This window comes from Roseovarius sp. B-10 (genome assembly GCF_056859295.1).
Genome location: NZ_JBSXOE010000023.1, coordinates 125,364 through 145,385, shown reverse-complemented (window position 1 = coordinate 145,385; position 20,022 = coordinate 125,364). Strand labels below are relative to the sequence as shown.

The 20,022-nt window shown below is 62.6% G+C and carries 16 protein-coding genes and 1 pseudogene; 11 read left to right on the top strand and 6 right to left on the bottom strand.

From position 1 onward, the window contains the following. The 10 genes from AC13D8_RS05065 (at position 1) to tcuB (ending at position 11,710) form a co-directional block, all read left to right on the top strand. Positions 1-777 (top strand): enoyl-CoA hydratase-related protein, encoded by a 777-nt coding sequence (locus tag AC13D8_RS05065; protein WP_482967923.1) that lies wholly within the window; start codon positions 1-3, stop codon positions 775-777. A gap of 32 nt (positions 778-809) precedes the next feature. Beyond that, positions 810-2,846 carry a CaiB/BaiF CoA-transferase family protein gene (locus AC13D8_RS05060; RefSeq protein WP_482967922.1) on the top strand — a complete coding sequence of 679 codons (2,037 nt, stop codon included), beginning with the start codon at positions 810-812 and terminating at the stop codon, positions 2,844-2,846. After that, positions 2,843-3,634, top strand: a complete 792-nt coding sequence (locus AC13D8_RS05055) for an enoyl-CoA hydratase/isomerase family protein (RefSeq protein ID WP_482967921.1) — start codon at positions 2,843-2,845, stop codon at positions 3,632-3,634. Before AC13D8_RS05060 ends, AC13D8_RS05055 begins: the two co-directional genes overlap by 4 nt. Before the next feature lie 25 nt (positions 3,635-3,659). Further along, on the top strand, positions 3,660-4,631 hold the full coding sequence (locus tag AC13D8_RS05050) for a TRAP transporter substrate-binding protein (RefSeq protein ID WP_482967920.1): 972 nt from the start codon (positions 3,660-3,662) through the stop codon (positions 4,629-4,631). A 21-nt stretch (positions 4,632-4,652) separates the two neighbouring features. Next, positions 4,653-5,234, top strand: coding sequence for a TRAP transporter small permease (locus tag AC13D8_RS05045; protein ID WP_482967919.1), 582 nt, complete (start codon positions 4,653-4,655; stop codon positions 5,232-5,234). After that, positions 5,224-6,525 carry a TRAP transporter large permease gene (locus AC13D8_RS05040; protein ID WP_482967918.1) on the top strand — a complete coding sequence of 434 codons (1,302 nt, stop codon included), beginning with the start codon at positions 5,224-5,226 and terminating at the stop codon, positions 6,523-6,525. Before AC13D8_RS05045 ends, AC13D8_RS05040 begins: the two co-directional genes overlap by 11 nt. Before the next feature lie 14 nt (positions 6,526-6,539). Next, the gene (locus AC13D8_RS05035) at positions 6,540-7,712 is read left to right on the top strand and encodes a CaiB/BaiF CoA transferase family protein (protein ID WP_482967917.1); all 1,173 of its coding nucleotides are present in this window, start codon (positions 6,540-6,542) and stop codon (positions 7,710-7,712) included. Beyond that, a complete protein-coding gene (locus AC13D8_RS05030) occupies positions 7,709-9,073 on the top strand; it encodes an MmgE/PrpD family protein (protein ID WP_482967916.1) in 1,365 nt (454 codons plus the stop codon). Before AC13D8_RS05035 ends, AC13D8_RS05030 begins: the two co-directional genes overlap by 4 nt. Positions 9,074-9,222: 149 nt before the next feature. After that, positions 9,223-10,590, top strand: coding sequence for an FAD-dependent tricarballylate dehydrogenase TcuA (gene tcuA, locus AC13D8_RS05025; protein WP_482967915.1), 1,368 nt, complete (start codon positions 9,223-9,225; stop codon positions 10,588-10,590). After that, positions 10,577-11,710 (top strand): tricarballylate utilization 4Fe-4S protein TcuB, encoded by a 1,134-nt coding sequence (gene tcuB / locus AC13D8_RS05020; RefSeq protein ID WP_482967914.1) that lies wholly within the window; start codon positions 10,577-10,579, stop codon positions 11,708-11,710. The genes tcuA and tcuB overlap by 14 nt, the downstream gene beginning before the upstream one ends. Here tcuB and AC13D8_RS05015 read toward each other — a convergent pair. Next, the gene (locus AC13D8_RS05015) at positions 11,707-12,384 is read right to left on the bottom strand and encodes a GntR family transcriptional regulator (RefSeq protein WP_482967913.1); all 678 of its coding nucleotides are present in this window, start codon (positions 12,382-12,384) and stop codon (positions 11,707-11,709) included. The two genes, tcuB and AC13D8_RS05015, sit on opposite strands and share 4 nt — an antisense overlap. A gap of 211 nt (positions 12,385-12,595) precedes the next feature. Between AC13D8_RS05015 and AC13D8_RS05010 the strand changes: the two are divergent. Next, positions 12,596-12,826, top strand: a pseudogene (locus AC13D8_RS05010) (IS6 family transposase); the annotation flags it as partial. Positions 12,827-13,264: 438 nt separating this feature from the next. On the opposite strand, the gene AC13D8_RS05005 reads toward AC13D8_RS05010, so the two are convergent. The 5 genes from AC13D8_RS05005 to AC13D8_RS04985 all read right to left on the bottom strand — a co-directional run bounded on the left by AC13D8_RS05005 (position 13,265) and on the right by AC13D8_RS04985 (position 19,948). Beyond that, positions 13,265-15,865: a DEAD/DEAH box helicase gene (locus AC13D8_RS05005; protein ID WP_482967912.1), complete on the bottom strand. Its 2,601-nt coding sequence runs from the start codon at positions 15,863-15,865 to the stop codon at positions 13,265-13,267. A gap of 3 nt (positions 15,866-15,868) precedes the next feature. Next, complete coding sequence (locus AC13D8_RS05000; protein WP_482967911.1) at positions 15,869-18,007, bottom strand: site-specific DNA-methyltransferase; 2,139 nt, start codon at positions 18,005-18,007, stop codon at positions 15,869-15,871. A 338-nt stretch (positions 18,008-18,345) separates the two neighbouring features. Further along, positions 18,346-19,113, bottom strand: a complete 768-nt coding sequence (locus AC13D8_RS04995; RefSeq protein ID WP_482967910.1) for a hypothetical protein — start codon at positions 19,111-19,113, stop codon at positions 18,346-18,348. Beyond that, entirely contained in the window at positions 19,052-19,567 is a 516-nt protein-coding gene (locus tag AC13D8_RS04990) for a DUF488 domain-containing protein (RefSeq protein ID WP_482967909.1), read from the bottom strand. Before AC13D8_RS04990 ends, AC13D8_RS04995 begins: the two co-directional genes overlap by 62 nt. A gap of 57 nt (positions 19,568-19,624) precedes the next feature. Continuing rightward, positions 19,625-19,948, bottom strand: a complete 324-nt coding sequence (locus AC13D8_RS04985) for a hypothetical protein (RefSeq protein WP_482967908.1) — start codon at positions 19,946-19,948, stop codon at positions 19,625-19,627. Positions 19,949-20,022 lie beyond the last annotated feature (74 nt).

Sequence of the window (20,022 nt, the reverse complement as noted above, 5' to 3'; positions counted from 1 at the left end):
ATGACCGACTCCCGCGATATCCTTTACGACGCGCGCGATGGTGTCGCCCGGATCACGCTGAACCGGCCCGATAGCTTGAACGCATTGCGCGTGGGAATGTACGACGAGTTGCTCGAGGCCTTGCACATTGCCGGATGGGACCGTTCGGTCGGCGTCATCGTCCTGGCAGGCGCCGGCGAGCGAGCGTTCTGCGTCGGCGGCGATACGTCCGACACGAAATCCGAGCGCGCGGGACGCGGCGTGATCGGCGTTCCTCTCGAAATGATACACGGGGCCATCCGCGACGTTCCGAAACCGGTGATTGCGCGCGTTCAGGGCTATGCCATCGGGGGCGGCAATGCGCTCGCAACAATCTGCGACCTGACCATCGCCTCGGAGAGCGCTCAGTTCGGGCAGGTCGGGCCGAAAGTCGGTTCCGTCGATCCGGGGTTCGGGACAGCGTATCTCTCGCGCATCGTCGGCGAAAAGAAGGCACGCGAGATGTGGTACCTGTGTCGCCGGTACTCGGCCCGGGAAGCGCTCGAAATGGGTCTCGTGAACGCGGTCGTGCCGGACGATGCGCTCGATGCCGAGGTCGACCGCTGGTGCGAGGAAATCCTCGCCCGGAGTCCGAAAGCGCTCGCGATAGCCAAGGCCAGTTTCAACGCCGACAGCGAGCACATTCGCGGCATCGGCCAGATGGGCTATCACGCGGTCTCGCTTTACTACGGCACGGACGAAGCGAAAGAGGCGGGTGCCGCATTCCGTGAAAAACGGACCCCCAAGTTTCGCGGATGAACGCGACGTCACATACCGCCCTAGAGGAACTCTTGGTCGTCGAGACCGGCGCGCGCATCGGGGCTGCCACTTGTGGCTCGGTGCTTGCCCAGCTCGGCGCGGACGTGATCTTCGTCACCCCGGATGGGTGCCCGTTGACTAGTCACAAGGGTCGGCACCTCCGGCTCATGTCGGCCGGGAAACGGATCCTCTCTCCGAACGCGGAGCCGGATCGCCTCGCGAGACTGATTGAAACCGCCGATATCGTGATCTCCTCCTCGGATGACGGGATCAGCCAAGTGCGGTCGCACGAGAGCCGGATCGCCTGTGATATTACTGCGTTCGGCGCGTCAGGTCCGCTTGCAGGCGAACCCTGGCTGGATCCTCAGATACAGGCGCTGACGGGCATGGCGCAGACAACTGGCCTGGCGGAGGCTCCGCCACTTGCCACAAGCCTGCCGATCGTTGAATACCTTGCCGGCCTGAATGCAACGGTCGCCTGCCTCGCCGCGTTGCGGGCGCGCCGGCTCGGGCGCGGGGGCCAGTCGCTCGACATAGCGCTCTACGACAGCGCGGTCGTCGCAACCTCGTCTTTCCTCGCCCGTATCATCGCCGCGGAGGATCCGCCCCCGCTCGGGCGGATCGGGAACGCTCATCCGCTCTCGGCACCGTGGAACGCCTATAAGGCACAGGATGGCTGGGTGCTGCTCTGCACGGGAAGCGACGAGCAGTGGCGCAGGCTCTGCACGGTCATCGATCGACCCGACCTGGCCGAAGCCGACGGTTACCGCGTCTCGGCGGACCGCGTGGCCGGAATGGATGCGGTCGATGCGCTGATGCAGGCGTGGATCGGCGCGCGCGCGGTAGCCGACTGCGTGTCGCGGCTATCCGAAGCCGGTATCGCCATCGGGCCGATCGCGCCTATCGACGGCTATCCCCGCGAAGACAACCTCATGCACCGCGACATGGTACGGAAAGTTGGCGACGCATGGTTGCCGGGATCGCCGTTCCTGATGTCACGCACCCCGGGGCGCGCACTCGACCCCGCCGGCCGCGCGGCCCCCGGTTCCGACATCGATGCCCTGATCGCGCGTGCCGGGAACAGGCCTGCTCATGGCGGAGCGAAGTCAGCGGGTGGTGTGCTCGAGGGCCTCAAGGTGATCGAGATCGGTCACTACACGACAGCCCCCGTCTCGGCCCGGGTCATGGCCGCGCTCGGTGCCGACGTGATCAAGGTCGAGCCGCCGGCCGGGGAAGCCGCCCGGGGTTGGGCGCCAAACCTGCACGGGCAAAGCCTGTTCTACACGATCAGTAATTCCGACAAGCGCACGGTCTGCCTCGATCTGCGGGTGGAGGAGGACCGAGCGCATCTGACCCGGCTGCTGGCCGATGCCGATGTGCTGATCGAGAACCTCAAGCCCGATGCGCTGGCTCGTCGTGGGTTCGACGCAAAGACGCTGGCGCGGATCAACCCGGGCCTCGTGACCTGCGCAATTTCGGGGTTCGGCGCCGACAGCCTCTACCCGGGACGTCCGGCGTTCGACACCGTGGTTCAGGCCATGTCCGGCCTAATGGACCAGGTCCGTAGCAACGACGTTCCAGTCAAGACCGGGATTTCGCTCGCCGACGTGATGGGAGCCGCCATCGCCTCCGTCGCCGTGCTCGCCGCACTCGAGTGGCGCGACAGGGGCGGCACCGGCCAGGCGATCGACCTGTCGATGCAGGACATCGTCGCCTGGGCAACGGCGCCGGCATGGAACGACGAGGCGGATCAGCTTCCGAAGTTCACAATCAGCGGCGACGACCACGACGGCTACGAGCTGACCCTTGCCGACCCCGGGCCGAGCCCGGCGCGGGTTCCGGTCTGCCTTCCCATCGACATGCTGCGCAGCGCCCAGACCAGCGCCCGTGAACTGGTTTTCGAGGTCGAGGACGAACGCGGCCGCTGGCCCGCTCTCGCGACGGCAATCAACCTGACCGACACCCCAGCCCGCGTGCGCACTCCCGGCCCTGCCGTGGACCGACATACGAGGGACATCCTCGGGGCTACGCACGCTTCAGAAAAAATCTCGGGAGATGTGATCACATGAGTACGAGCACCTACGACACCATTCTCGTCGAACAGGACGGTCCGGCCCTAGTCATTACCTTCGACCGGCCTGAGCGCCGCAATGCGCTGTCGCTCCAGTTGATGGACGAGGTGGCCACGGCCGTCGATGCCGCTGCCGAAAACAAAAGCGTAAGTGCGATCATCTTTTCGGGTGGACAGGATTTCTTTTCGGCCGGGGCCGACCTCAACGAAGCGTTGGAGGTCAAGACGGTGAGCGACGGCGACGCCTTCTTCGGCCGCGCCAACCGGTTGAATGCCAAGCTGGAAGCTTGTCCGAAACCCGTCCTCGCCGCGATCGAGGGGTTCTGCATGACCGGTGGGCTGGAACTGGCCATGGCCTGCGATATCCGCATCGGCGCTCAAGGTTCGAAATATGCGATCACAAGCGCCCGGATCGGCACGGTGGCCGGTTTCGGAGGCACGCAGCGTCTGCCCCGCCTGATCGGGCCGGGCCGGGCGATGGACATGCTATTCGCGGCAAATCCGATCGAGGCCGACGAGGCGTTCCGGATCGGACTGATTGACCGGACGCCCGCCAAGGGCGGTGCTCTGGAGGAGGCCAGGTCGATGGCAGCGGTCTATGCCGACCGTGGACCGATCAGCCTTGAATACGCCAAGCGGGCCGTTCGCACCGGCATGCAGATGGACCTGTCATCGGCCATCGATCTTGAGTTCGCACTCGTGACTTCGATTTACACGACGGACGACAAGCGGGAGGGAATATCCGCGTTTTTGGAGAAGAGAAAGGCCGAGTTCAACGGCACTTAACGTAATGAAAACAAAGGAGGAAAAGATGAAGAGGACTATCAGCGCAACGCTGGCCTGCGGGCTGGCGATCGGCACCGCCGTGCCCGCTTGGGCCGAGACGTGGAACATGGCGACAGGTTTTGCTGACGACAATTTCCAGACAGAGAACGTCAAGTTCTTCGCCGAGGAAGTCGCAGAACGGTCGGAGGGCGAACTGGACATCACGGTCCACTCCGCGCAGTCGCTTTACAAGCAGCCCGAGATCAAGCGAGCGATTTCGTCCGGCCAGATCCAGGCGGGCGAGATTCTGCTGTCCGCCTACGGCAACGAAAACCCGCTGTTCGAAGTGGACTCGATCCCGTTCCTTGCGCGGGGCTACGACGAAGCCCGCGCGCTGTACGAAGCGCAGCGACCGCTGCTCGAGGAAGCGCTCGCCGAAGAAGGGTTGAAGCTTCTCTATTCGGTCGCCTGGCCTTGCACGGCGATCTATTCCAAGGAGCCGATCGAGAGCCTCGAAGACCTCGAGGGCGTGAAGTTCCGGGCCTACAACTCGGTGACCACCAGGCTCGCCGAAAAGCTCGGCGCGTCGCCGACGACCGTGCAGGCGGTGGAAGTTCCGCAGGCCTTCGCGACTGGTGTCATCAGCGCGATGATCACCTCGCCGATCACGGGTATGAACACGCAGTCGTGGGACTTCATCGACGTCTACACCGACACCTGCGCGTGGCATAACAAGAACTTCGTGATCGTCAGCCAGCGCGCGTTCGATCGTCTCGACGAAAGCACGCAGGATGCCATCCTCGCAGCGGCCGAAGCCGCCGAGGAACGCGGATGGGAGATGAGTCAGAAGATCGGCAAGGAGGCCGTTTCGACGATCGAAAGCAATGGCGTGGCGATCGTGGAGCCTTCGGAGGCGCTGAACGAAGACCTCGCCCGCATCGGCAAGGAAATGGCCGATGAATGGCTCGAAGCCGCTGGTGAGAACGGCCAGAAGCTCCTCGACGCTTACCTTCAGTAACCAAAGGGACTGGTGGCAGTCATGAGAAAAAGTCTCGACAGGTTCTACGGGGTATGCGTGACCATCGCTGCGATATGCATGGTGGCCATCCTGGTGACTGTCACTGCCCAGATTCTCGGGCGCCTCGTCGGGGTCATCGTACCCTCGGCGCCCGAGATCGCGGGGTTCAGCATGGCCGGGTCGTCGTTCATGGCGCTGGCCTACACCTTGCGTAACGGCGGCCATATCCGGGTCTCGCTTCTGATCATCAATCTGGGTGCCCGGGCGCGCATCGTGGTCGAGTGCCTGGCGCTCTTCATGGCCTTGGGCATCACGATATTCTTCACGACCTACATCGTGCGGCTGGTCATGGAGTCGATCCATTACGGCGACGTGTCTTCGGGCATTCTGGCGATCCCGCTCTACATTCCGCAGAGCTTCCTCGCTTTCGGCCTCTTCGCCCTTGCGGTGGCTCTCGCCGACAGCCTCGTGTCAGCCCTGCGCGGCTCTATGCCGGCTCATGCGATCAACGAACAACACGCTGAATACAGCGCGACTGACCACGCAGCCGCACCGGCGTCGGACGGCCAGAAAGCCGGAATGGAGGTGGCCCGTGGGACTTGACGCTTTTTGGTCGATCGGCCTCATCGTCCTTCTTTTCGCCCTGCTTTTCGGCGGTCTTTGGGTGGCCTTTTCTCTCATGGGTGTCGCGATTGCAACCCTCCTCATCTTCGGGGACCCGAGCACCATCGGGCTGGTCATGGCAACGTCCGGCTGGAGCGAGAGCGCGAGTTGGACGCTGACCTCGCTGCCGCTCTTCATCTGGATGGGCGAGATCCTCTTGCGCACCCGGTTGAGCGAGGATCTGTTTCACGGTCTCGCCCCTTGGATCGGGCGGCTGCCCGGCGGCCTGTTGCATGTTAACGTGGCCGGAAGCGCGATCTTCGCCGCAGTCTCGGGGTCGTCGACCGCGACCTGCGCGACGGTGGGCAAGATCTCGTTGAAGGAGCTGAACACGCGCGGCTATCCACACGGCCTGACGATCGGGTCGCTCGCTGCCTCCGGAACGCTGGGGCTGCTGATCCCGCCCTCGATCATCATGATCGTCTACGGGTCCGCAGCCGAGGTTTCGATCGCGCGGCTTTTCGTGGCGGGTCTCATCCCGGGGATCATCATCGCCGCTATGTTCTCGGGCTACCTGATGTTTCTCGGATTGGTGGCACCGAAGCGGTTCCCGAAGGTGGTCGAGCGATACACGTTGTTGGAAAAGATCAAGACCGGGCGTCGCATGATCCCGGTGGTCCTGCTGATCGTCAGCGTGATCGGATCGATATACGGCGGGATCGCCACGCCGACCGAAGCCGCCGCGCTGGGCGTGCTCGGCTCGCTCGGTCTGTCCGCTGTCTTCGGCTCGCTGAACTGGGACGGTTTCCGCAAATCATTGCTGGGCGCAACCGTCACGTCCTGCATGATCGCGTTCATTCTCTGCGGCGCGGCGTTTCTGACGATCGCGATGGGCTTCGCCGGCATCCCGCGGGCGGTTGCGGGGGGGCTGACGGCGCTCGAGCTTTCGCCTTACCTGTTTCTCGCTGGTCTGACCGTGGTCTTCCTGATCATGGGCTGCTTTCTGGATGGCATCTCGATCGTGTTGCTGACCGTCGCAGTGATACTGCCGGCCGTTCGGTCCTTCGGGTTCGATCCGATCTGGTTCGGGGTCTACCTCGTCATCGTCGTCGAGCTCTCGATGCTAACGCCGCCCGTGGGGTTCAACCTTTTCGTGTTGCAGGCGATGACCGGCCGCAATCTGTTTTGGATCAGCAAGGCGACCCTGCCGTTTTTCATGCTGCTCCTGGTGGGCGCCGTGCTGCTTGCCGTCTTTCCGTCGCTGGCCACCTACCTGCCAAGCCAAATGTAAGGATCGCTTAGTCCATGGATACTTCCACAAATCGCAAAGGCGCTCTCGACGGGATCAAGGTCGTCGATTTCAGCCGGATGCTTCCGGGGCCCTGGTGCACCCAGATGCTGGCCGATCTCGGAGCCGAGGTAATCAAGATCGAACAGCCCGGCGTCGGCGATCTGGGGCGTTACAATCCGCCGAGTTTCGGCAAGGACAGCACGTATTTCCATACGGTCAACCTTGGGAAGACATCGGTTTCACTCGACCTGACCGACCCGGATGACCGGGCAGAGGCGCAGGCGCTCGTGGCCGGGGCCGACGTCGTGGTGGAAAGCTTCCGGAGGGGCGTCGCCGACCGTCTGGGGATAGGTTACGAGGCATGCCGGGCCCTGCGTGACGATATCATATATTGTTCGGTCAGCGGGTTCGGACAGGATGGCCCCTTCGCAGCCATGCCGGGCCACGATCTTGTCGTTCAGTCCGTGACCGGGGTGATGACCGTCATGGACGAGCCTGACCGGTCGCCTCCGATGCCCGCGTTCCAAGCCGCCGATTACGCGGCAGCGAACTACGCCGTCACCGGCATTCTGTCGGCGCTCTTCAGAAGACAGGCCGAAGGCGGCGGATGTTACCTAGACATCTCGATGTTCGACTCGCTCCTGAGCATGACCAACGTGATTTCGGGGGCCGCCCTGTTGCGCCAGGCTGGTGGGGAACCGGAGGCGATCATGGAACTGTGGGGTGAAAACCCTCGGTATGCCACCTACCGGACGAAGGACGGCAAAGGCGTGGCCGTGTCTTTGCTTGAAACCCGGATCTGGAATGCGTTTTGCACGCTGATCGGACGGGAGGATCTGATCAACGAGCACGAGACGCCCGCTGACCGCCATACGGTGCATGGTGAACGTGCACAGGCGTATCGTGAGGCGATTACCGGGTTCGTGGCGGAGAGGAACCGCGATGACCTGAGCGACTGGGCCCGTGCGCATGACGTGCCGATCCTGCCGGTGCTCAGCTGCGACGAAGCATTGGCGAGCGACCATGTTGCGGCACGCGGCCTCGTCGAATGGGTCGATCACCCGCAAGACGGGCGGATCCCGGTTCTCGCCAATCCGCTGGAGCGCAGCGGACTGACAGCGACACCGCGCCGGGCGGCGCCGGAGCTACAGCAGGCCGGTGATCGAAAAAGAAGGGCGGCATCGTGACGGCCCTCGCCACACCTGAACCGAATGCGACGCGTATCGTCGCGTTCGCGCGGAGCGTCGCGCGGGCGGACATCCCGGCCCCTGCGCTGGACGCCGCTCGCATGGCCGTCGCTGATTGGTACGGCGTCGCGCTTGGTGCGACCGGCGAACCGGCTGTGGCAGCACTGCACCGCGCAGTTGCCCTTTGGGCAGCACCGGGACGCGCGCCAGTCCTGACCGGTGGGAAGCTGGCCGCCGCTCCGGCAGCGCTGCTGAACGGCACCGCAGCCCATTGCCTTGACTTCGACGACACACACGTCGGGTCCATCGCTCATCTGAGCGGTCCGGCATGGGCCGCGGCCTGGGCGGTCGGTACCGAGACGGGTGCATCTGCCGAGGCCTGCTTGCGGGCCTATCTGGCCGGGTTCGAAACCGGGGCGCGGCTTGGAAACGGGGGGTTCGGTGTCGCGGTCAACGAACGCCGCACGCATTCGACGGGCGTGTTCGGCTGTTTCGCGGCCGCGACCGCCGCTGCGGTTCTCCTCGACCTGTCGGATGCACAGTTCGAAAGCGCGCTCGGATTGGCCGCGACGCAGGTCGGTGGCCTGACTGAAAGTTTCGGCACGCCAGCCAAGCCGTTTCATGCGGGCAAGGCCGCCTTTAACGGGGTGTTCTCGGCCCAGATGGCCCAAGAGGGGTTCGAAGGTGCGCCCGCTCTGATTGACCCGGACGGCGGCCTCGCCCGCGCACTCGTTCAGGACGGCGCGCACCGACCACTCGAATTCGACGGGTCTACAGAGCTCTGGGAAATCAGGCAAAACACGCTCAAGCCCTACGCCGCGTGCCTGCTCACCCATCCGACGATAGATGCCTGCCGGTCCTTGCACGACCGATACGCCAACAGTCTTCGGCAGGCTTCGGACGTCGAGCTTCGCGTCAATCCGCTTGCGATACAGATCGCCGGTATCGAACACCCCGCAACGCCCTATCAGGGCAAGTTCAGTCTTGCGTTCTGCGCGGCACTCGGTCTGACGGGGCACGTTGCGCGGCAGCAGGATTTCAACCCGGATACGCTGGGCGACGAGACCATTCGTCACCTCGTCGCGGTCACACGCCTTGCGCCCGATCCGGAGATGGATCTGCGCGCCTCGACGGTGCGTGTCGATGCGGGCGAGGCCGGCCTGATCGAAGTGCACACGCCCCTTGCACTCGGCAACCCCGGCAATCCGATGAGCTGGTCCGACATGGAAGACAAGTTCACCTCGCTCGCGACGCCGGCGGTCGGGGAGGCCGCCGCCCCGCTTTTCACACTCTTGCGCCAGCTTGGCACCGGTGACGGACCTTTGCCCGCGCCGCCCGACCCCGCCGCGACTGCGGCTTGATCCACCGTACCGAAAGGTCACGAGAGCAGGACCCCGAGACACAGTTGATGAACAGACCCGAACCTTTGCCCCGGCCGGATCTCCGGAACGGACCGGATCCCCTTTCGCTCGAGACTGCGCGGCGCGCCCTCGCTCGGGACTACGATGTCGTGGTCGCTGGTGGTGGCAACGCGGCGCTCTGTGCTGCGATCTCGGCAAGCGAGGGCGGCGCGAGCGTCATCGTGATCGAAGCAGCACCGAAGTTCTACCGCGGCGGCAATACCCGCCATACGCGGAACATGCGGTGCGCCCACGACGAAGGGAACGCTGTCCTGGCCGGTCCCTACGCGGAAGAAGAATTCTGGGAAGATCTCTTGCGTGTCACCGGGGGCGATACCGACGAACAGCTTGCCCGCTTCACGATCACGCAATCCAAGGACCTGTGGGATTACCTTACGCGTCAGGGCGTTCGGTTCCAGAAGCCCCTCGGTGGCACGCTCAGCCTCGGTCGCACGAACGCGTTTTTCCTGGGAGGCGGGCGAACGATGCTGAACACTCTGTACGCGCGCGCCGCATCGCTCGGCGTGACCGTGATCTATGACGCGGAAATCACCGGCGTCGATATCGAGGAGGGGCGGTTCAAGTCGGCCGAAGTGACCTGCGGAGGTGAGGTTTTCGAAGCGCGCGCCGGGGCGTTCGTCGCGGCGGCCGGCGGGTTCGAGGCCAATATAGAGTGGCTGAAATCCGCATGGGGGCCCCAGGCCGAGAATTTCCTGATCCGCGGCACGCCCTATAACCGGGGATCGCTGCTCCGTGCTCTGTTCGAAAACGGCGTCCAGCCCATAGGCGACGCCCAGCAATGCCATGCTGTCGCCATCGACGCCCGCGCGCCCCGGTTCGACGGAGGGATCGCGACACGGCTTGACTGCGTCGTGTTCGGCATCGTCGTCAATCGGAATGCCGAACGGTTCTATGACGAAGGCGAGGATTTCTGGCCGAAACGCTATGCGATCTGGGGACGTCTGGTCGCCGCGCAACCCGACCAGATCGGATACGCGATCATCGACAGCCGTTCGATTGATCGGTTCATGCCGTCGATCTTTCCCCCGATCCAGGCGGACACCCTCGAGGATCTTGCGCGGCAACTGGAGCTCGATCCGGCGAAACTTCAGGCAACCGTGGAAGGCTTCAACGCGGCCTGCCAGCCGGGGACCTTCGACCACGAAGTCCTGGACGACTGCCGCACCGAAGGGCTCGAGATCGCCAAGACCCATTGGGCGCGTCCTATCAAGACGCCCCCCTACTACGCCTATCCGCTTCGTCCGGGGATCACATTCACCTACCTCGGAACCAAGGTCGATCGGCATGCACGCATTCAGATGGCGGACGGCGCGCCCTCGGCCAACATGTTCGCGGCTGGCGAGATCATGGCGGGCAACGTGCTCGGCCGGGGCTATCTCGCCGGGATCGGCATGACCATCGGAAGCGTTTTCGGAAACATTGCAGGACGGGAGGCCGCAGCTCATGTCCGACCATGACACATTGGACGAGGCAGACCGTATCATGCGGATCTGCAATTCGTGCCGCTATTGCGAAGGGCTTTGTGCCGTTTTCCCCGCGATGGAACTTCGTCGCAGCTTCGCGGACGGCGACCTCAGGCACCTGGCCAATCTGTGCCATTCCTGCGGGGCCTGTCAGTCCGCCTGCCAATATGCCGCCCCGCACGAATTCGATGTGAACGTGCCCCGGACGTTGGCTCGCCTCCGGCATGAATCCTATGAAACCTACGCCTGGCCTGCCGCGCTGACGCCGGTCTTTCGGCGAAACGGCTTCTGGATCGCAATGCTGCTGTCCCTCTCGGTGGCAGTCTTCATCGCTGGTTTCGTTCTCGTTTCCGATCCGGCGACGCTGTTTGCCAGCGGGGCGGAAGAGGGCGCTTTCTATCGTATCATGCCGCATAACGCGATGGTGGCGCTGTTCGGTGGCATCTTCCTGTATTCCATTTTCGCCATAGGAATGGGCCTGCGCAATTTCTGGCGCGATGTAGCAGCGGATCAGCCTGCCGCCCGGGTTTCGGACATCTGGAAGGCGATGCGGGATGCGGGGCAACTGCGCTATCTCGACGGGGGCGGCGGTGGATGCGACGGAAATGACGACCCGGCGCCGGACCGTCGCAAGCTGTATCACCATCTCACATTCTACGGCTTCCTCGCGTGTCTCGCCTCGACGACGGTCGCGACGGGGATGCATTACCTGTTGGGGCTGGAAGCGCCCTATCCGTGGTTTTCCGCACCCGTCATCCTGGGGACCGTCGGCGGGATCGGTATCGTGGTCGGCCCGGTCGGGCTGTTGGTCGAGAAGGGCAAACGCGCACCAATCCTCAAGGACGAATCCAGCCGTGGCATGGATGTTGCATTCATAGTCACCCTGTTCCTCGTCGGTGTGACGGGCCTGGTGCTCATGTTGTTGCGTGAAACCCCCGCGATGGGCCTGCTCCTGGCCATTCATCTGGGCATGGTGTTCGGTTTCTTTCTGTCCATGCCCTATGGCAAGTTCGTGCACGGCCTGTACCGATACGCCGCGCTCGTCCATTACGCCCGTTCGATGCGTCTGGAAGACGAGGGATACACCCCGCAGGCATCACCCACCGTCTCCTAGGGTTCGCCGACCCGCGCGCTGCGCGCCTCGACCCAATCTCGCCGCATGAGTTTGAGGCGCGCACGTTGAGCATTCCGGATGTGGATGCTCGCCGCTTTGGCGGCTGCGTCGGCGTGGCGTGCCTTGATCGCTTCCACGATTTCCAGATGCTCCTCATGTGCCGAGTCCTGCCGCCCCTCGACCTTGAGCGACGTGCCCCCGAGGAGGAGCATCGAGTCCCGCAGGGCAAGCAGGGATCGCTCGAGGAACCGGTTGTGCGCTGCGCGATAAAGGACTTCGTGGAATACGCGGTTCAGATCGGCCAGCTTCAACGGGTCGTCGAGGATCGCCGTCTCGGACGTAATGAGTTCTTCGAGTTCCTCGATCTCGGCAGCGGAGGCATGCTGTGCCGCGAACCGGGCCGAGGCTCCCTCGAGCACTTCGCGCGCGTCGTAGAGCTCCATCGTCTGTTGATGGTCGAGGCTTGATATGACCGCACCGTGACGCGGGACGAACGAGACGAGCCCGTCGATCTCCAGCCGCCGGATCGCTTCACGTGCGGGGGTGCGGCTGATGCCGAACTGTTCGGCGATATCGACCTCGCGCACGCGATGCCCAGGTCGCAACGTGCCATCCTGCAGGGCCAGTTTCAGCTGTTGATACGCGTTTTCGCTACGTGAGGCGTCCTGATTCATTCGAGCACCCAATTCGTTACTCTGCCATATTAGCCGGGCCATCTTCGCAGGCAAAGCGTTTCGGGGAGCGGCCACCTTTCGGTCACCATTAATCCAAATGCCACTGCTGGGTCTTGTCAGAGAAACTCGGCTTGAGCCGGGGCAGGTTGGTGACTAGCGTCCAAACATGACGTAACGCTCTCCCGTCAAGTACTTCAAAACTAGCCCCGAGATCATTCGCTTGGCGGTGATGCTGTACATTCGCTTTCTTCTCTCGCTCCGCGACGTGGTGGATCTGCTGCACGAACGCGGTGTCGATGTCAGCCACGAAACGATCCGGTACTGGTAGCACAGGTTCGGTCCTATGTTCGCCTCCGAGATCCGGAAGCGCCGGATCAAGGGCATGCGATCCAGCCGGTGGCGCTGGCACCTCGACGAGATGTTCGTGAAGATCAATGGCGAGATTTGCCATATTTAACCTGAGATTTATCATGCGTGGAAAGCACCGGCCGATCCGGTTGGTTGCCAGTCGCGTTTGACGCGGTTGGCATTTCAACCAAGAATAACGAAAGCAATATCAGGGGCTTAGGAGTCAGAGAACATTCGACCCCTGTCCCGTTCCCTCCGCCACTTGCCCTCGCGAAAGCGTTCTCCCGATCCGGCCGCGGCCGAATTTTCTCGTTGTTTTCGAGGGTTATGCGTGAGGGGCTGTTAACCGGCAGAGCCCAAGAGCGCCGGGTCTGGCGTCTCTATGTTCCCGGTTTCTCCCGACCTCTTAACCGCGCCCCGGCGGTTAAGAGCCTCAAGCACCTGATTTTGCTTCGCATTTCCGCAGTCGCGGGATCGGCTGGTTCGAATGAGCCGTCTCTCTGCGTTCGCGACCGAGAACGAACCCGTGGGCTCACACGGCGTAGTCATCCGCGACGGCACTCTGGTATAGCGCCTTGACGGATGTCGCACTCTCCACGGCGGCTCGCACCGCCTCTTCCTTAAGATCCAGAACGCGAAAACTCTCGCCCACCTTCGCGACCGCATCTATCCGGCGGAAAGTCTCGCCGTAGGTCGCAGCGTATTTCGCAAGCCCTTTCAGCTTTGGGATCGAGTCACCGAACTGCGTCCCGTGCGGGTCGACGATGTCGGAGGCGATTGACCCATCTGCCAGCTTCGCGAAGAAGATAAAGTCGGGTCGCACGATCTTGACGTCCCCGCCGTCCTCGTAGGTCACCCCGAGGGAGTCCTGACTGGCGCGAGACGGATTTCGATACCACGCGATCGTTCCCGCGCGCTTCAGCTCTGCGGACACAACGTCTCCTTCCCACGAGTTAAAGTCCTCCGGGAACATGCCATCTGCGGCGCACAACAGGTGCTGTTCGAAGCGTGGCAAAGGGATCTCCGACCCATCCGCTTCTCGCACGGTAGTGGGTTGCATCCATGAAGCTGGCTTGGCCAGATCGACATCCAGAGGATGAGCGCTCATCTCCCGGATCTGGCGATAGACCTCCTGGCGCTCGTCCGAGAGACTCTTAATCTCGACCCGGTACCTCGTAAGCCACTTGTTCGCGAGGCTCTCTGCCTCTGTTTCGAGGTACTCCTTCACTTCCGGTACCAGCCCGAGCGCTGCTACCATGACGCGCGCCTCGATCAACGCGGCTTCAAGATCGTCATCGTCATCGTCGCCCTCGGCCTTCGCGAGAGCTTCACTGTAGGACGTTGCAAGATCCGGGCTGATGGTACGCCCTGCACGGCGGTATGCATCATCGATCACCGCGAAATCCGCAGCCTCGAGGAAGTCATCGAACGACATCTCTCGGGTTTCCAGATTGGTCTTGAGGCTCTTGCCCTCGACCGTCATCACGGTCTTGCGCGCCTTCGCGATCTCCGACTTGTAGCGCTCTCGCGCAGCGTTCAGCACCTTGTGCATCTCGGAATGGGCCTTCTTGCCGGCTTCCGGCAGGAGCCCGTCAGCAGCGAGTTCGTGGGCCAGCGAAGTCAGGCGCTTCACGGGCTTGGCCTGGCGCTTCGGCAGCGACTGCGACGGGAGCGAGAGCAGCTTGTCCCAGACCGCCTCCGGAATGGCCGTGTTCGGCTTCATCTCGTCGGGATTGACCAGCACGCGCCGGCCCGGGAGCTCTTCGCCCCCGTCACCGCCGGACATCAGCGCCTTGGCGACATCCTTCACGGACTGCGCGTCGAAGAACGGCAATAGGCAGTCAACGGCGTTGAGCCGCTCGTTGCCCGGGATCCTTCTCGCAAGCGGTGTGCGGACCATGCGGCCGAGCAGCTGGGTGATGTGCGTTCTGTCCTTGGCGGGACGAAACGACACCATCACCTCCGCCCTCGGGCAGTCCCAACCGGTGCTGATCGCGTCTTTGGCGATCAGAACGCGCACCCACATCGACTCCTGCACACGCTCCGGGGAGATGTAGGGGATCGAGTGGCTCCCGAAGGTCTGGGTCGTGTGGTCCCCGAACACATGCGCGACGGCGTCGTCACCGAGCTCGGGCCAACGCTCGTAGATCGTATCGAGCGCGCGCCCGATGTCATTGGGGTCCGGTGAATTCGGCACCTGCAGGACCATCAGCGGCGCGACGGTGTCGGCACCGTCCTGCTGCTTGGCGTACTCCTCCCAGGCGGCCGTGATCTCCTTCAGCTTGTCGGTGCCTCGCCGGACCAGCACGGTGTCGAACTGGCCGACTTCGTTGGGAACGTCGAGAATGATCGTGTCCTTCAGCAGGCCCGAGGCCTGTACCTTGCCGGAGTCGACCACAACATTGGGGAGCGTGGCCCGGCCCTGCATGTCGGCCATGGCGGCGTTGAACCGCTCGACCGTCGCCGAGATGCCGAGGACGGTCGGGATTCCGGGCACCGAGCCGAATCCGTTGATGAGCCGCTTCACGATGGTGGGCTTCTCGCCGCCGCCATTCCCACCCGATGCCTTCATGCCCCGGTGCGCCTCGTCGAGGACGAGGTACAGGGTCAGGTCCGGATCTTCGATGGTGTTCTGGATCGTGTCCCAGATCGTGAAGGCGCGCATGTCAGGCATGACGGTCTGACGGCCATCCGTCTCGACGTCCGGATCATCCTGGTCATGCCCGCGCACCAGTAGACTCGACTTGCTCAGCTTCTGCGTGTTCAGAAAATAGACCTTCCCCGCCTCGAGCTTCTCGCGGTTGAACGTGTTCTGCACGATCATAAGGTCTGACAGTGTCAGCCGGTCCGACGCCTCACGCAGACGGAAATGCGTCTGAGCGTTCAGCGCGGGATCGTCGCTGAACCAGATCACGACGGCGCCGGGATCGGACTCGAAGTCGAAATTGTCATCGCCATGAAACAGCGCCTCGAACACGGCCGCGGCCATCACGGTCTTGCCGGCGCCGGTGGTTGCGGTGAGCGAAAAGGCGTGCCGGTCCCCCTCCTCGTGCCAGCGCTTCGCGGCCTTGCCGAGGTTGGTGAGCACGTCCTTGACGGCATCTTCCTGGTAATCTTTGAGCGTGAACTTCATGGATTAGCGGCCCATCGAAAAGCGGAAATTGGAAAGGTACGACTCGTAGAGCCGGACCGGCTCGACCGAGTCCGGCAACCTGCGCGCGACGGACTGGAAGCGCCGGTCGTCGTCGGTGACGATGTAGGCGATGCGCAGCCCCTCGTGGGCATCGACGGCGTCGCAGAACTCCGCCGAACGGTCCAGGTCGACCAAGAGGCCATAGGTGTCGGCGACGGCCCAGCCCTGATCCGGTAGCGCATCGGTGCGGCGTCCCTCTGCACCAGCGCGCATCCAGAGGAGCGGCGCGATGCGCTGGAAGGCGAGGTTATGATGCACCGCGACCGGCGTCTCGTAGGTCAGCGTGAAGAACTCGGCGTTCTCCTCGAATCCTTCGGCCATCGGGAACTCGTCGGTGAACTTGTAGTCGCCGTCGATGTCATTGCCCTCGGGTGTCTTGCCGGTGATCGCTGCTCTGATCCGCGGCTTCGTGATGTAATCGCAGATGCCCCACGTCTCCCAATCAGGATCACCAGGTCGAGAGCCCGACTTTCGAAGCGCCGCCTGCTCGACTGCGGCAACCTCGTTGTTGGTCACCGAGATGCACTGGCGTCTGCCACCGTCCTGGTGGTTGAGGCGCATGACGGCGTGAGCGGTTGTGCCGGATCCGCTGAAGAAGTCGAGTATCAGGGCTGAGGGCTTATCGCCAGTTGCGATCCGCACCGCATCTTCCACAGCATACAAACTCTTTGGAAATGGAAACTTCCTGCCTCCGGTAAGGCGCCGGACAAGCATGGAACCATATTCTCCGGCCTTATGGCTCCCGCGGTTCCATACCGTTTTCGGTGTTCTGCGAACGCTTTGTTCTCCAAAGTCAACGATCTTTGATCCGTCATCGCGCAGGCCCGTGACGATCAACTCACCGGAGTCGATCCTGCGCAATTGAGATGGTCCGAGGTATAGGATCGACCATCGATCTCTCTTCTCATCGTATGCACCGACACGCGCAAATCCCTCCGAAACAAGTTTACGAAGAGAAGCCGGAGATTTTTGCCAAGTTGCTTCTTCGTCACGCCCCGCACGGATTGGCCATACCGTTACAAGTCCAGGCTTATCCGGAACGGTCGTTCGATCAACTTCCAGCGCAATCGTTTCGCCGATCTCAGCAATCGTTCGGGTCTTTGGGTCAATGTAAATTGGAAAGAACAAGTTTGGCCTATCTTCGCGGCGGGAATTGTTCCCACCGCGCAAAAGCCACTCCCACCTCACTTTCGTTCTTTTGTTTCCTGACAGGCTTTCAGTATCAAGCAAGCTGTCGACTACTAGAGACGGTCCCGCCTCACCAAAAAATAAGAAGAAAGCATACTCTTCGACCCGCGCAAGCTCTTTCCCGCGTGCGACGCCATTTGGATTGATCACGATTGTGACCATCTGCTGCTCTGCTTCTGGAAACATTTGCTCAAGAAGAAGGCCGAGGCGCAAATACTCCTTCTCATCGACCGTAACAATCAAAACCGAGTCATTCGGATTGAGTAGGGTCTTTGCGACGAATAGTCTCCGCTCCATCATGGCGAGCCACTTGGAGTGTCGGTATAGGTCCTCCAATTCGACGTAATTGTTGTTGTACTTCCAGTCGTGCGCACCGGTGTTGTATGGAGGATCGATGTATATCGCATCAATCTTTCCCCGATGCGTGAATGTCAGCGCCTCCAGAACATGGAAGTTTTCTCCGTTGATCACAGTGTGATACGGCTTATCGCCGCCGCGCTCGACCTTCCCGGTGCTGACCAGCCCCGGATAGATGTAGTCGCGGAACTCCGCGACCACGACCAGGTCGTCGGTTGCGACATCGGCAGTCTCGGGCTCGGTGGCGCCAATCAGCAAGACATGCGCCATGCGCTTGCCGTCGGCTTCGTCGATGCGGAGCACCTTCCACAGCCGCGGGTCGCCCTTGGCCGTGGACCCGCGCGGCGGCAGAATGCGCACCTTGTCCCCCCGGCGGATCGGTCGCCCTGGTAGCTCCACGCTCTCGGGCCGGTGACGCTCGAAGTTGAGACCGAAGGCACGCCGTGACGCCAGCGCCTTGAATTCACGCTCCAGCTCGTCTCCAAGAGCTCGATCTTTCGCCTTCGCCCGTGCGATCAGATCCGTCAGTCGCGACACGCTGAAACCTCTTCTTTCTCAATACTTGCTGACCAGGATGCCCACCTTGCGCTCCAACACCAACCGATCCGTGGCGCCCCGGCGCGCGGAGATGCTTGGGCTGGTTGGCCCAAGATCGGACGAGGCTGGAGGGAACGCGCGCATGGCGGTCATCGTGGTCGCTCTCATTTCCCAACAGGCGGCGGCATTGCCGGACGCCCCGGATTTGAGCTGACATTCCCGCCGTTTACGTCGACAGACTAAGCCGCGCTGGCCTCCTTCCGCAAGTCGAATGCCCATTCGAAGCCTCTGCGGAGCCGATGACGTCGCGCATTTCGGCTAAGTTGGTGCTCTCACCGCTACAGGGGAAGCGCGTCCTGGCCTGTGTCGTCCACCCGCAGGACGCCCAGCAGCTGCCATGTGTGCGGGCGCTTCGCCATGTTGCCAACGCAGAAGAGCATGCCCTTCTTCGGGTATTCGTCGTTGAACGTCTTGCTCATCCACTTGAGCGCTGCGCGCTCTGACCCCTCGCGACGTTTTCCGAAGAAGAACATCGCGTGGGCTTCCCAGTCACCGTTCGCGTAATCGTGCGGACCGGTGCCGTCCTCGAACTTGAACCGAAACTCGTAGGGGCTTGGTTTCAACGCGGCAAGCTGCCTGTCGAAGATCTCTCCCTGACTGGCAGCCTGTTCATAGGTTTGGCGCTCCTTCTCGATCTGCTCGTCGCTTTTTGGCTTGAAATAGAACTGCGTATTGCGGGGGCGGATCAACGCCAGAGATTTTCCCGCTGCGGCTGCCTCCGCCACCGACGCTGAAACGAGCGGGTTGAGGAAATCGGCTTGATCCCTATCGGGCATTCGACCCGACAGGCGGATCGTGTCTTCCATAACGTGACAGCTTTCTGCCCGGCGGTCGCTGGTGGGCGGTCGGTATTTGAAATCGACCCAGTCCCAACGCTTGAATGTTGATTCATCAGACAAGTGACGGAATCGCACTGGATACAGGCGCTTGAACTCACCGAGGGCGGTCACCCCGGCGCAGCAGACTGTTTCCCCTTTGGCGGTACTACGCTGCGGTAGCGCCTTCACCAGAATGGAAACGCGGCAGCTTTTCAGCGTTACGGACATAGCGATCAGGATCGTCAGCGAACAGGTTAAAAATGTCGAATCCAACCTCATCCGAAATCTCGTGCGCGACAATCGTCCTGTGGCACGTCTCGGGGTCGCGCTCGAAGCACAGGAGACAGGTCGGCGCCGCCTGCACCGTGTCGGTGAGGTCGCGCAAAGCGTCCTGCGCTGGCTCGGTTTGTATGTGGGCACCATAGATCGACCGGAACAGGTCGAACTCGCCGGCGCGGGCAGCATCCCGGCCCGGCTTGGGGTCCCCGAGAGAGACGAAATGGAAGTACTCGATCCCTTCTTCAGAGAGGCGGGCCGCCAGCTTCTTCTTCGAGAACCCGGCCTTGCGGGACACGGGTACCGCGCGAACGTCGGCCAACCGCCGCACCCCAGCCGCCTTCAGCGTCCTGACAAACCGATCGATGTCGGTTCCCTCGTAGCCAACTGTGAAAAGTACGCTCATACCTGCCTCGTTTTTTCGCACCGTAACACGGTGACTAAGGCGCGTGAATCCCTTGATTCACTTGCCCTTGCCGCAGTGACCATCGGACGACAACACCTCCCTCTGCTTTGACCAACTGGTCGGCAAGGGCTTGCGCAGCATCTCGAGCGACAGGTTGCTGGGCTGGCGCCCATCAATAATCGCTTCCACCAGATCCGGGGCGAGAAAGGCCAGCCGGAGCGTTCGGGTTAGGTACGGCGCAGCGATGCGCTCATGTTCAGCGACATCGGCGATCGTGGCGAACTCGCCCGAGTCCAGCATGCGCCTCCAGCGGAACGCCCGAGCCAGCGCCTTCACAAGGGTGCTGTCTGTCCGGCGCGGCTGCGCGGCGCCTTCCGGCATCTGCATCTCCTTCCGCCCGCCACGCTTCACGATCCTGAATGGGACGTGGAGCGTGACCGTCTCGGGGATCGGTG